The organism is Cellulophaga omnivescoria (genome assembly GCF_001999725.1).
Taxonomy (GTDB): domain Bacteria; phylum Bacteroidota; class Bacteroidia; order Flavobacteriales; family Flavobacteriaceae; genus Cellulophaga; species Cellulophaga omnivescoria.
In genome coordinates, this window is record NZ_MDDP01000006.1 from 138,126 (window position 1) to 150,098 (window position 11,973).

General features: G+C 29.9%; 15 protein-coding genes. 2 read left to right on the forward strand and 13 right to left on the reverse strand.

Going from position 1 to position 11,973, the window contains the following annotated elements:
* Positions 1–155: 155 nt before the first annotated feature.
* The 11 genes from BFJ87_RS04275 to BFJ87_RS04325 all read right to left on the reverse strand — a co-directional run bounded on the left by BFJ87_RS04275 (position 156) and on the right by BFJ87_RS04325 (position 8,492).
* On the reverse strand, positions 156–707 hold the full coding sequence (locus BFJ87_RS04275; protein ID WP_077400422.1) for a carboxymuconolactone decarboxylase family protein: 552 nt from the start codon (positions 705–707) through the stop codon (positions 156–158).
* Between the two features lie 77 nt (positions 708–784).
* On the reverse strand, positions 785–1,348 hold the full coding sequence (locus BFJ87_RS04280; RefSeq protein WP_077400425.1) for a TetR/AcrR family transcriptional regulator: 564 nt from the start codon (positions 1,346–1,348) through the stop codon (positions 785–787).
* Between the two features lie 100 nt (positions 1,349–1,448).
* The gene (locus BFJ87_RS04285; protein ID WP_077400428.1) at positions 1,449–2,339 is read right to left on the reverse strand and encodes a hypothetical protein; all 891 of its coding nucleotides are present in this window, start codon (positions 2,337–2,339) and stop codon (positions 1,449–1,451) included.
* Between the two features lie 120 nt (positions 2,340–2,459).
* The gene (locus BFJ87_RS04290; RefSeq protein ID WP_077400431.1) at positions 2,460–3,296 is read right to left on the reverse strand and encodes a phosphatase PAP2 family protein; all 837 of its coding nucleotides are present in this window, start codon (positions 3,294–3,296) and stop codon (positions 2,460–2,462) included.
* 162 nt (positions 3,297–3,458) lie between these two features.
* Positions 3,459–3,980, reverse strand: a complete 522-nt coding sequence (locus BFJ87_RS04295) for a GNAT family N-acetyltransferase (RefSeq protein WP_077400434.1) — start codon at positions 3,978–3,980, stop codon at positions 3,459–3,461.
* Positions 3,981–3,995: 15 nt separating this feature from the next.
* Entirely contained in the window at positions 3,996–4,973 is a 978-nt protein-coding gene (locus BFJ87_RS04300; RefSeq protein ID WP_077400437.1) for a glycosyl transferase family 90, read from the reverse strand.
* A 156-nt stretch (positions 4,974–5,129) separates the two neighbouring features.
* Positions 5,130–5,867 carry an SDR family oxidoreductase gene (locus BFJ87_RS04305; RefSeq protein WP_077400440.1) on the reverse strand — a complete coding sequence of 246 codons (738 nt, stop codon included), beginning with the start codon at positions 5,865–5,867 and terminating at the stop codon, positions 5,130–5,132.
* Between the two features lie 6 nt (positions 5,868–5,873).
* On the reverse strand, positions 5,874–6,671 hold the full coding sequence (locus BFJ87_RS04310; RefSeq protein WP_077400444.1) for a haloacid dehalogenase type II: 798 nt from the start codon (positions 6,669–6,671) through the stop codon (positions 5,874–5,876).
* A gap of 50 nt (positions 6,672–6,721) precedes the next feature.
* Positions 6,722–7,324, reverse strand: coding sequence for a TetR/AcrR family transcriptional regulator (locus BFJ87_RS04315; RefSeq protein ID WP_077400447.1), 603 nt, complete (start codon positions 7,322–7,324; stop codon positions 6,722–6,724).
* Between the two features lie 73 nt (positions 7,325–7,397).
* A complete protein-coding gene (locus BFJ87_RS04320) occupies positions 7,398–7,871 on the reverse strand; it encodes a hypothetical protein (protein ID WP_139344204.1) in 474 nt (157 codons plus the stop codon).
* 108 nt (positions 7,872–7,979) lie between these two features.
* Complete coding sequence (locus tag BFJ87_RS04325; protein ID WP_077400453.1) at positions 7,980–8,492, reverse strand: VOC family protein; 513 nt, start codon at positions 8,490–8,492, stop codon at positions 7,980–7,982.
* 121 nt (positions 8,493–8,613) lie between these two features.
* Between BFJ87_RS04325 and BFJ87_RS04330 the strand changes: the two genes are divergently transcribed.
* On the forward strand, positions 8,614–8,934 hold the full coding sequence (locus tag BFJ87_RS04330; RefSeq protein ID WP_077400456.1) for a winged helix-turn-helix transcriptional regulator: 321 nt from the start codon (positions 8,614–8,616) through the stop codon (positions 8,932–8,934).
* Between the two features lie 10 nt (positions 8,935–8,944).
* On the opposite strand, the gene BFJ87_RS04335 is transcribed toward BFJ87_RS04330, so the two are convergent.
* Positions 8,945–9,463: an NUDIX hydrolase gene (locus BFJ87_RS04335; RefSeq protein ID WP_077400458.1), complete on the reverse strand. Its 519-nt coding sequence runs from the start codon at positions 9,461–9,463 to the stop codon at positions 8,945–8,947.
* A 91-nt stretch (positions 9,464–9,554) separates the two neighbouring features.
* Entirely contained in the window at positions 9,555–10,586 is a 1,032-nt protein-coding gene (locus tag BFJ87_RS04340; protein WP_077400462.1) for a serine hydrolase domain-containing protein, read from the reverse strand.
* 393 nt (positions 10,587–10,979) lie between these two features.
* Between BFJ87_RS04340 and BFJ87_RS04345 the strand changes: the two genes are divergently transcribed.
* Positions 10,980–11,729, forward strand: coding sequence for a hypothetical protein (locus BFJ87_RS04345; RefSeq protein ID WP_077400465.1), 750 nt, complete (start codon positions 10,980–10,982; stop codon positions 11,727–11,729).
* Positions 11,730–11,973: the final 244 nt, after the last annotated feature.

Sequence of the window (11,973 nt, forward strand, 5' to 3'; positions counted from 1 at the left end):
GTTGCACATAAAATTACGAATTGTAAATATGTGCGCATACTTATTTGTGTTTTCTTTAAGTTTATTTTAAAAAAAAAAACCTTCCGTGGGGGAAACAGAAGGTTAAACGTCGCTATCTTCTTCATTCTAAAAAAACAACATATTGCGACAATTTTTTATTTTTTAGACCAAGCAAATTTTTGGAAAGCTTCATCTACAGGTGTATTAGCAATGTGGTTTGTGTAATTGCTAATTACTTTTTGAGATAGTCCTAAAATTATTTCTAATACTTGTTGCTCACCATACCCAGCAGCATAAAAAGCTTCTAAATCTTCTTTAGATACATTACCACGATTGCGTGTTATAGCTAATGTTATAGTACGTAATGCTTCTAGTTTAGCATCTGCAAGAGGAGTCTCATCGCGTAAAGCATCAATAATTGCATCATCAACCTTCATCATTTTTGCAATACCTGTATGTGCAGGCACACAGTAATGGCAAGCGTGTTCTACATTAATTGTTTGCCAAACAACAGTAAGTTCTTCATTATTAAAAGATGTTTCTGTAAATAGTTGGTGTAGCTCTTGGTATGCTTTTAATAACCCAGGAGCTCCTGCTAAAACACCGTGTAAACCAGGAATCATTCCGTAGGCTTTGTTAGATGCTTCTAATAATGGTTTTGCAGCTTCTGGCGCAGACTCAATGTTGTGTACTTTTAAAGTTGTCATAATTTTTAATTTTATGTTATTAATTTTTGTTTGAATTTAAATCTAAGCGTTTGCTTAGTTATCTTATAAAAAAAATGTTACAGGTTTGTAAATGTAACTTCTATTATATTATCTAGTTGCTCTTTGGTAAACATTTTAGAAGCTATAGATAGCCCTAAAATAGCATTCATTAAATAATCTGCTTGCTGCTGCACCAAAGAATTACTCTTTTTGTCGTCTTGTTTTAAATTACTTACAAATAAATCTCTAATTTCATTTGCAAATTTCTTTAACTCTACCATTACCTCAGGTTCTTCCTCTTCTTTAACCTCATTTACTGTATTGGTTACAAGGCAACCTTTGCGTATTTGTCCTTCTGTAGAAAACGTTATAAAATTGTAAAAATATTCCTTTATACCAACAACACCATTGTTAGAGTTTTTTAGCTTATCTTTTATACTATTTAACTGCTTTTTGTAATACTTAACGCTTTCTAAAAAAACTCCTTGCTTATTTTTAAAGCTAGCGTAAATAGAGAATTGGTTTATACCCATTTCTTTTTCTAACATACGAACAGTAGTAGCCTCATAGCCATTACGCCAAAAAAGGCTCATTGCTTTTTTAATTACTTCTTCTTCGTTATATTGTTTTTTACGTGCCATTATTAAATAACTACAGTGCAAAACTAAGCACTTGCTTTGTTATGAAAAAATATTTAAGATTATTTAACACAAAATCAAGATAAATGATTGTTTAAAGGCTTTAATTATCAATATAAACGGGTTTTATTATTGGTATTTCTTTAATAAAACAGTTTGTAGTGTCTTGCTTTTTTAAAAATAGAGGTGTAAAGTTTTTTAATTTACTTGTAAGCTGTTTTTTAGTAATAGTTGTATTGTATGAGGTAAAATAGAATAGGTGAGTTGTATCTTTTAAATTAATTCTGGGGCCCATAATAAGTTTTAGCCCAGATTCAATTTTTTTATTTTGTAGCTCTGTTTCTGAAAAAATAATTTTTCCTGACTGTAGGCTGTCTAGCTCGCTTATTTTTTGCTCTTTAGATTTAAAAACAGAAATATAGTTTTTTCTTGTATTTATTAAATTGGCTAATTGTTCTTTTTCTTTTTGGTTGTAATAATAACTAGAGTAGGTGATATAAGTTGTTTCTTGCTTTGTATTAACAATGTTTTTAATAAAGAAATTAGTCTTACTAGTTGTTAAAATAACTTTAAAGCCCAGGGAGTCTCTATTGTCTAAAAAATTATTTAACTCATTAGTTATTTCAGTGTTTTTACTAATTACAGTCTGAAAATCATAGCTATCAAAAACATCATAGTTTAAATTGGGTTTAATTATAGCTTCTACATTACTAGTGTCATTGGTATAGATAAACAAACTAGGGTTTTTAGAGATAACACTATCTGTATATCGCCTAAGTTCCATAACTGCTTTGTTGTGTTTATCTATAGACTCATTTACTTCAGACTCGTCTCCTCCGTAATGAATGTTTTGAAATTCTTTATTTTGTTTGTAATTCTGAATAATTCCAGGTCCAAACCATTGGAATAAATAGAATAATATTACACCACCAATTATTGCAGTTTTTAATAAGAGGTATTTTATATTGTCTTTATTTTGGTTTTCCTGTTGCATATTATTTTTTTTATAATACCCCAAAGATAACCCGCATCTAAAGCAATAAAACCACTGTTTACAGCTAAATATAATATCCGTAAAACAGGTTAATAATATAAATGTAACGCTTTAATTTTTTTAAAAAGTACCTACAATACCAATTTGACTACCAGAAAATTTTAAATTCCAAGTAACTAGTTTTGGTTTAATTGGGTAGTCATATAACTTTTCTTTAAACAAAAATTTATCAATACCATCTACAACAAAAATGCTAAAAGCAGCACCAAAGGCAACATCACTTAGCCAATGAGATCCGTTTACCATTCTAGAAATTGCTGGTACACTACCAACAGTATAAATACCAATTTTTGCCCAAGTATTATCAAACTGTTTAGCAACAGAATGTGCTACCGTCATTCCTAAAACGGTATGTCCAGATGGAAAAGAAAAGTATTCTTCTGTACCCTCAAAAGGTTTAAAAGTATATGGGTCTTTACCAGAATATGGCCTTGCGCGCCCAAAAGCAGAACGTGCCATAATTTGTAAATATCCAGCAGTAATAGAAGATGATATTATTAAAACACCTGTTTTACGTACTTGTTCGTTTTTAGTAAATAAGCCAACACCGTAAACACTTGCATTTAACGCAAAATAGTATTGTGGCTTGGCAAAGTAAAAACCAAATTCTTTTACAGCGTGTGGTAAGTGTGGTTCTTGATTTATAAAAAAGTCGCTTGTTTGTCTATCTGCTGCAGCAATAATAGCCGTACCAACAAATAAACTACCAAACTTTGCAAAATCTTTACCTTTCCAATGTAGAGGTCTAGTTACCGAGTGTTTTATGCCACGCCATGATGAGTTGGCATCGTACTTAAAAGTTTTCCAGATAGTTGTACTATCTGTAGGTTTATTTAATTGCTGAGCAGAACCAGTAAACGAACATAAAAGTAACAATAGTATAAAACCTAAACGCATAACTTGTGGTTTTTGTAATAGTTAATAATACTAATTTATGCATTAAAATTACCTTTGTAATCTGCTGTATTAGTATAGAATTAGCCAGCGAAATTAGCACTATATATTTATAGAAACAATGTAATTTGTTTAATTTATTAAGTTTAGAGGCTTTTTAAACGCTTAATTGTTACTTATTTTAAAAAGTAACAACACTTCATCATCATTAGGTAAGGTTGTGGTTCCTATTAATTTAAAACCTAATTTTACTAGTAAATTTTGAGAACTGCTATTATCTTTAGTGGTAATAGCACTAATTTCTTTTAAATTAAATGTAGAAAAAGCATTATGTTTTAGAGTATTGGCAGCTTCATAAGCATACCCTTTTCTTTCATATTCTTCTAAAAAAGCAAAACCTATATCTATACCCTCTAAACCATCTCTGTTATACAAGCCACAAGAGCCAATTTTAACGTTGTCTTCCTTTCTAATAACGGTATAGTTAGAGAAGCCTAATTGGTAAAGCTGAGGTAGCATTTTTTCCTTTATATACGTTTGAGCATCAGAAATATTAGTTACGTTTCGGTTACCAATGTATTGCAACCATTTAGGAGAATTTAAAAGTTGAAAAATAAATTTAGCATCTTCTTCTGTAGTAGGTTTAATGTATAACCTGTCTGTTTCAAATGCCCTATAATTTTTCATCTTTTAGCAACTGTTTTAGTATTGATTGGTTTTTTCAAAATATTTATTCATTACAAGTAATGAAATTAAATCTTCTCTCTTTTTGTTTTTAAATTTTTGCACATACGCATTTGCATTTTTTACAATCTCTTGTGCCTTATCTGGGTTATTTATATAATACTGTAGTTTTTCTTCTACATCAGAGAAATCTTCTTTTATAGCAACATAATGGTAATCTGGTATAAGAGTACCTTCCATAAACCAAGTCTCAAATTTAGCTTTAGGCATAACAGCTAATGAGCCAGAAGACATTACCCATTTAAGGTTACTAGCAACGTCATTACCCTCTAAACATAAAATAAATTTGTAGTGAAGTTTTTCAGAAATAGTCATTCTATTTACTTTCCATTTCTCTATAATTTTATGAGTATTTACCATACCAATATCACACATAGGATGGTTAAAATACATTTCTAAAAATTTAATTCTGTGTGGTTGCGATTTAAAAATTTGACCACGACTAACCAAAATGTTTTTCTTTTTGGCAAAAGGTACTTTATCTTTTTTAACAAACATAAAGTGTCTAACCTTATTCCATTTTAATAAAATTGAGTTTTGATTGTCATTAGCAACAGGTCTACTTTTAACAAAAGCAGGTTCTTTATATACCTTTGTTATATCACCAAACAAAAAATGTGCTTTTATAGACTGCTTAAAGTATCTCCCATATTCATACACATCAAAAAAATATTCTTTAGAACCTTTTTTTAGCTCTAATTCATCAAATCTTTTTGCTTCTTCAGATAAATTAAAAGGAATTTCTAATTTATTGTAATAGTTTACTCTAGTGTTAATTTCCTCTATTTCATCACTACTAAAACCGTTAATACTATCTAATTTTTTCTGTAATTTTTTTTGATAAAAACTTACAGGTATAAGCTGTCTTAAGTAGTTTTTTCCATAGTATTTTATTTTACTATTCTTGTGTTTATAAGACAACCTTTTTAATTCCATTAGTTTTATAATTTTTTTATTAATTAACGTGCAATTATATGGTAGCAATACCAGATAATTGCACAAATATAAAATACTAGCTTTTATATACGGTTATAAATTAAAATAAACCATATTTAAAACAATATAAAATGGACTAAAATAATAATGTAGGTTTTAAACTAATGCTCCGTTGGCACCAATTACCTGACCAGATATCCACTTAGAGTCATCACTAGCCATAAACAAAACTACTTTTGCTATGTCTATAGGCTTTGCTAGCCTGTTAAAAGCATTCATACTACTTAGTTTATTTATTTGTTCTTCTGATTTGCCTGTTAAAAACAACTCGGTTTCTGTTGCGCCAGGCGCAATTGCGTTAACAGAAATGCCTCTTCCAATTTCTTTAGCAAATACTCTTGTTATTTGTTCTACAGCAGCTTTTGTAGCAGAATAAAGTGCATAGGTTGGTAACATTAATTTTGTAGTACTAGAAGAAAAGTTTATTATTATACCATTATCTGCAAGCTTACTATCTGCCTCCTGTAAAGTATTAAATATCCCTTTTACATTTACATTAAATTGAATGTCAAAGTCTTTTTCTGAGTTATCTTTTAGTTTTTTAGAAATCATAGTACCAGCATTGTTAATTAATACGTCTATTTTTCCAAATACTTCTATACACTTATCAAATAGCGCTGTTACTGATTTTTTGTCGCTTACATCTGCCTTAACTACTATTACTTCTCCACCATTTTTTTTTATAATGGCTGCTGTTTCATTAGCTTCTTGTTCACTATTAGAATGATTTACAACTATTTTAGCTCCATTTTTTGCCAATAAAATAGCAACCTCTTTACCAATTCCTTTAGAAGAACCGGTTACAATAATTACTTTGTCTTTTAATTTGTTCATAAAAAATTATTTAAGTGCTATTAATTTATCAGCTACAAGTTTTAAATTATTTTCATTAATTTCTGGTTTATTGGCAAGAGGATACAACTGAGCGCCAGGTCTACTAATAAATGCACCTCTCCAATTTGCCCATAACGCACCAGCTATGTCCCATCCGTGAGCAGCAATTAACATACATTCTTCTGGTTTAACTTTCATTTTGCGTGCAGCCCAATCGTATGCATCTGTATGTGGTTTAAATTTTCCTATATCTTCAATACTTAATCTGTCATCAAAATATGAAGTTAGCCCTGCGTTTTTAAATTGTGTTTCAACTCCTATATTTGATGAGTTGGTAAAAGATACCAACTTGTAACCAGCCGTGCGCAACCTTTCTAAAGACTCTTTAACCTCTGGGTGAGCAGGTAAAGATCTAATTGGAGTTAAAATAGCCTTTTTTGCTTCTTCTGATGTTAGTTTAATATTATTATTTGCGGCCACCATTTCTAATGCAGCTGCGCCTATAATACCAAAATCGTTATATTGTCTTCCAACGGTACTAACTAATGAGTATTGCAACATTGTTGTAAACCATAATTTAAGTAAATCGTTTTTGCCTTCTAACGCGCTACCAACGCTATTTTTCATAGCAGTTAAATCTAACAATGTTTCGTTTACATCAAAAAATAAAACTTTTGGTTTAGTGCTATTTATGTTATCTGTGACATTATTGGTGCTGGCTCCAAAACTAAGTTTAGGAATTGCGGCAGCACCTATACCTACAGCGGTAGCTTTTTTAATAAAATTTCTTCTGTTTTTTTTCATAGTTCGTAATTTTTAAAACATTCTATATGGTATGTTTTTAGATAAAAAAATTATTCTTTTATTTGAGTTAAATATAATTTAAGGCCTTTAATGTATTCATTTAATATAGTGTCATCATTGTATAATTTTCTTATGCCTCTAATACCTTCAAAAGCACTTATTAAGTAAATAGCTACAGCTGTAGAATCTATATTTGTTTTTATAGATTTTTCAATTTTGCCTCTTTCAATTACGCTTACTAAGGCTATTTTCCATTCTTCAATTATACTTTTTAACGCTTGTTGGTATGCAGTTTCTGTATTTCCTATTTCATTAATAAGGTTGTTCATAGGACAGCCATTTTGTTTGTCAAAAAAAGGAAAAGACTTTAAACGGTTAACAAAAACCGATTCTAAAATAGTATAGGCATTGCCAGATTTCATAAGCGGAGCTATCATACCATCTGCAACTCTTTTTTTTACTTTAAGGCTAATAACTGCAGTGCCAAGCTCTTTTTTATTTTTATAATGATGATAAAAAGCACCCTTACTTAAGGTTGTTTCTTTCATTATTTTATCTATGCTTGTAGTTTTAAAGCCATTTTTATAAAACAAATTAAAAGCTTTGTCAACTATAAGTTGTTTTGTGATTTCAGATTTTAATTCTTGTTGCATACAACAAATGTAATAAAAAAAATACTAACCCGAATGTTTTTGAATGAATACAAAAATCAAGTTCATATTTTTCTTAGGAGTATAGTGCTACATTTAAAATAATAGCGTTTTTTATGTTTACGCTTATTGTAGGATAATTTGGGTTTTGTTTAGATTCTAAGGTTAATTCAAAATCTAAACTTTTAAAGTTATTTGTATATATAGCAGAAAGATAAAATTTATTTTGCCAGTTTATTAAATCAGGATTATTAGAAAAATCTTGTTCATTAATTTTTTGTTCAATTTCTAATAAATAGTTGCCTTGCCAATTTTCTATTAATTGGGTAATAAATTGTAACTGATTACTGTATGGAGCATAGTTATTTCCGTTTATAAAAATAGAAGACACGTAATCATTAACATTGTTAGTTTCTAAATTAAAGTACCCATACCAGGTATAGGTTTTAGCTGTACTATTTCCTTTTATTCTATCACTAGTAAAAACACCAAGTACAGGGTGTTTAAAAGTTCTTTTTTTTCCAAAAAGGAAATTTAAAAAGCTCATCATAATTTTAGTTCTGGTAAACTAAAGTAGTAAAAATAAATGCACTAATAATTGTAAAAGGTAAAAAATACAAAGCACTATTTTAGTGCTTTGTATTAGTAAAACAACAGTTTATTTAGCGTAAGCACCAGAAGAGTATGTTAACTCATAGCTGTGCGTGTAAATTTCAAAAACAATTCCAAAAGGGTCTTCTACATAACACATTTTAAAAGGTTTATCTTCTGGATAATATTCCCTAATTGGCATTCTTTGTTTGCCACCGTTAGCTACAATTTTAGCAATTAGTTCTTCAATATTAGGATCTTGAATACAAAAGTGAAATAAACCAGTGTTAAAAGGATTAAATTCTGGAGCTTCTTTAACTCCGTGAGGAAAAGAAAATAACTCTACACCAATACCATCTGAGGTAGCTAAATGAGCAATCTCAAACTCTGTCCAATCCTCTCCAAAAACGTCTATACACATTTGACCAATAGCTGTTTCTGTTTCTTTTTTAACCGTAGACGGCGGCATTATTACATACCAGCCCATAACGTTAGCATAAAATTCTACAGCTTTGTTTATATCTGGAACCGTAATTCCTATATGCGAAAATGACTTTGGGTAATCTTTATTATTTTTCATAAGTTCTAAATTAGATTGCAAAATTAAACTATATTTGCTTTGTTGGCAATAACTTACTGAAAAGTGTTATAGTTACCTAAAAGAGTAAAATACTGATTTATAATATTTTAATTTGTTTATTTTGAGTAAAGAAATTAGTTGTCCGTTAAATTATACAATGAATTTAATTGGAACAAAATGGAAACCATTAATCCTTTTTCATTTATTAGAAGAAGATTTAAGGTCTGGTATACTACAAAAGAAAATTTCTGGTATCTCTAACAAAATGTTTACACAAACAGTTAGAGAATTGGAAAAAGACAAACTTGTATTTAGAAAAATATATCCTGTAGTACCTCCAAAAGTAGAGTATGGGTTAACTAAGAGAGGAAAATCCTTAGAGCAAATTTTAAGAAATTTAGACCAATGGGGTTTAGAAGATTATAAGAAAACAGGAGAGTAGCGCACAGCCATTAAATTAATTGTGCAGCAATATGTTTTAATAAAAAGGTTTCTCGTTCTATAGACATTCCTTTTTTATTACTGTTAGCCATTGTGTTTTCGTTATGTTTAATAGCTTCAAAAATGTTAACCCATTTTGCAGACATACCATTATTTATCTCATAAGTTTCCATTTTACAAGCGCCTAATTCATCGCTAACAGTGCAAGTATAGCAGTAAGATATCATATGCTGTATATCATAATCTGTTTTGTGCCAAGGTCTGTATTCCTCGTAAACACCAAATGGTTTAATATTAGTAATGTTTTTAGCTCCAGTTTCTTCAACAAGCTCACGTATCATACCATTTACGTAGTCCTCATCCTTATCTAAACCACCACCAGGCAAACTATAATCCTCATACCTTTTTGTGTAAAGCAGTAAAATATTATTTCCTTTAATAGCAATGCTTCTTGTGGCTAACCTTGTAAATATAGATTTGTTTGTTAATGTTTTAATCTCTGGATGGTAGTGAGTTTTTAAAATATGCATATAGTAACTTCTATTTTTAGCAAAGGTAAGGCAACGTACCGTTTAGTTTAGGTGTTTAAATGTAAATACGTTTTCTTTATTTTTAATAGGACTATTTACCATTATTTTGTTCAATAATTTTTATAATTCTATTGTATGATATTTCAGATAAGTTCCAGTTGTAGCCACTAAAATCTGTAGTATTGGTAAACTGCACAACAACAGCGTCTATATTTTTATGGTACTCTGCAATACTTTGGTAGCCAGGTATAAGGCCGGTATGGTTGTACTTGTATATTGAAGCGTAAATTTCATTTTCAGTACCAGTAAATAAGCTACCATTATTTAAAGCACGTAAAAATATACCAACATCTTCCGCAGTAGCAATCATAGAGCCATAATTTGTGGTTTTAATATCGTTGTCTATACCTACGTAATAACCACTCATTAAGTTATCTAAATTAATATTATTAATAGAGTTGTATGTGTTTTTTAATGCTAAGGGATTTAAAATTACCTCCGTTATATAGTCAAACTTACTTTTTCCCGCAGCTTTTTTAATAAGCATAGAAAGTAGCAAGTAATTGGTATTACAGTACTCATACGCTGTGTTGGGTTTAAAGTTAGCAGGTTTACCAGCTATAAGGTCTAATGCTTGTTGGGCATTTTGTGTAGGATTGTTCCAAAAATTAGGTGCATTGGTATAATTAGGAATACCGCTACGGTGTTGCACCAACATTTTAACGGTAATTTTATCTGCATACTCAATTTTACCATTAAGCTCAGGAAAATAATAGGCTAAGCTTTTGTTTAGGTCTACTTTATTTTGGCCAATTAGTTTGGTAATAGCAACAGCAGTATACAGCTTATCTATACTAGCAATTTTAAATAACGCATTTGGCTTAGCAGCAATTTTTTGTTCTTTATTATGCCACCCGTTAGCATAAAAAGCAGGTGGTTTACCAGCAACATCTACGTATAGTATAACACCATCAAAACCATAATTAATAGTTTGGTTTAGTTGTTCCTGTATAGTATTTGGTAATGGTTTAAGCCAAGCGGTTACAATAGGCCAAGGCACATAAAATAAAGATACTACTGTAGAAATAAGCAGTAGTGCTCTAAAAATGTTTTTTTGGCTCATTGGTTACATTTTTTAAATGTGGGTAAACAACCAGTATATAATTTTAGCAACTAACAAGGTTAAAATTATACCTCCAGGAGCAAAAATATAATTATACCATTTTACTTTTTCTTTGGTGTTTTTCATATTGTTTTATGTTTATAACATAAAGTGCGTTTAGTAGCTAAGATAAAAAAATACAAACTAACAGCCAATTGGTACCATTTATAAATTATTTTAATGCATTTACACATATCTGTAATTTTACCACAAAAAATGTTTTTATATTGTAAGAAAATTAAGCATTAAAATAGAAATGTGCGTTTATTACGCCAATAGGGTTGAATAAACGCAATTAATTACGTTTATATATAGTTGGCAACAAGCTGAAAAAAGATTCTGGAAAATTTTATAATGGACGAAAAAACAAGAGAAATATATGAAAAGTATGGTATAAATCCAGAAGAACGCGAAATCGAAAATCGAAAGATAATTGAGGAACGCTACAACAACATTGACTCTGAAAATAAAGCATTTTTGGATAGCCTTTTTAAAAAAGCATTAGAAGAAAACTTCGAACACTATAAACATTATTTACGCAATCCAAGATTCTACTACTTTACGGATTTAAAATCAACAATCGGAGAAATTGTTAAATGCTTGATTACTGAATCGCATACAGCAGCAATAACGCTGACAAATCATTTTCTTGAAAGAATATTAAAATTAGCTTTAATTCAAAAAGAATCAGGAACACAACCTTCCAAAATAACAGATTGGAATGAGACTTACTCTGCGTCTGACAAATACTCTGGTTGGATTATGAACGATACAATCTGTGAATGCAAAAAACTGAAAATAATTACAGAGAATCAATTTAAGGAGTTGACACATTTACGACAAACCATTAGGAATGGATTTTCTCATTATAGTCCAAAAAAAATTTTAAGAGATTCCGAGAATACGATTGACCTAATTGATAAATCAGATTCTGAAAACAAAAAGATTGAGGGACTCAATTATAAAGAAATTCCAACATTACAAAACTTCTTCGTTAGAAAGTTTGCAAGAGAAAATTCAGAAGAATATTTTGATTACGTTTTCAATCTAATGTTGAGTATTGAAAGACATTTTAAAACTGAATATTACGAAAATGCAAAATAAAGCCAGTTGCCAACAATGTATAACCGCAATTACGGCGGATTCGACTACGTCCGAATCCACTCGGAATTGCTAACGCCAGTTCTAAACCGAAAATCATTAACTTTAAAACCGTAACTGACGGTTATACGAGACCGTTACCATACATACGAATGAACATTTTCGGATTTAAGAAAAAAAAGGAATATTCATCAAAGGATATTTTAAAGCAACTTGACAAGTGTGCGGAGGATTTTACGTTTCCAAT

Coding starts and splice junctions, on each gene's coding strand:
- BFJ87_RS04275 (WP_077400422.1), bottom strand. CDS start 707: ATGACAACTTTAAAAGTACACAACATTGAGTCTGCGCCAGAAGCTGCA.
- BFJ87_RS04280 (WP_077400425.1), bottom strand. CDS start 1,348: ATGGCACGTAAAAAACAATATAACGAAGAAGAAGTAATTAAAAAAGCA.
- BFJ87_RS04285 (WP_077400428.1), bottom strand. CDS start 2,339: ATGCAACAGGAAAACCAAAATAAAGACAATATAAAATACCTCTTATTA.
- BFJ87_RS04290 (WP_077400431.1), bottom strand. CDS start 3,296: ATGCGTTTAGGTTTTATACTATTGTTACTTTTATGTTCGTTTACTGGT.
- BFJ87_RS04295 (WP_077400434.1), bottom strand. CDS start 3,980: ATGAAAAATTATAGGGCATTTGAAACAGACAGGTTATACATTAAACCT.
- BFJ87_RS04300 (WP_077400437.1), bottom strand. CDS start 4,973: ATGGAATTAAAAAGGTTGTCTTATAAACACAAGAATAGTAAAATAAAA.
- BFJ87_RS04305 (WP_077400440.1), bottom strand. CDS start 5,867: ATGAACAAATTAAAAGACAAAGTAATTATTGTAACCGGTTCTTCTAAA.
- BFJ87_RS04310 (WP_077400444.1), bottom strand. CDS start 6,671: ATGAAAAAAAACAGAAGAAATTTTATTAAAAAAGCTACCGCTGTAGGT.
- BFJ87_RS04315 (WP_077400447.1), bottom strand. CDS start 7,324: ATGCAACAAGAATTAAAATCTGAAATCACAAAACAACTTATAGTTGAC.
- BFJ87_RS04320 (WP_139344204.1), bottom strand. CDS start 7,871: ATGATGAGCTTTTTAAATTTCCTTTTTGGAAAAAAAAGAACTTTTAAA.
- BFJ87_RS04325 (WP_077400453.1), bottom strand. CDS start 8,492: ATGAAAAATAATAAAGATTACCCAAAGTCATTTTCGCATATAGGAATT.
- BFJ87_RS04335 (WP_077400458.1), bottom strand. CDS start 9,463: ATGCATATTTTAAAAACTCACTACCATCCAGAGATTAAAACATTAACA.
- BFJ87_RS04340 (WP_077400462.1), bottom strand. CDS start 10,586: ATGAGCCAAAAAAACATTTTTAGAGCACTACTGCTTATTTCTACAGTA.
- BFJ87_RS04345 (WP_077400465.1), top strand. CDS start 10,980: ATGGACGAAAAAACAAGAGAAATATATGAAAAGTATGGTATAAATCCA.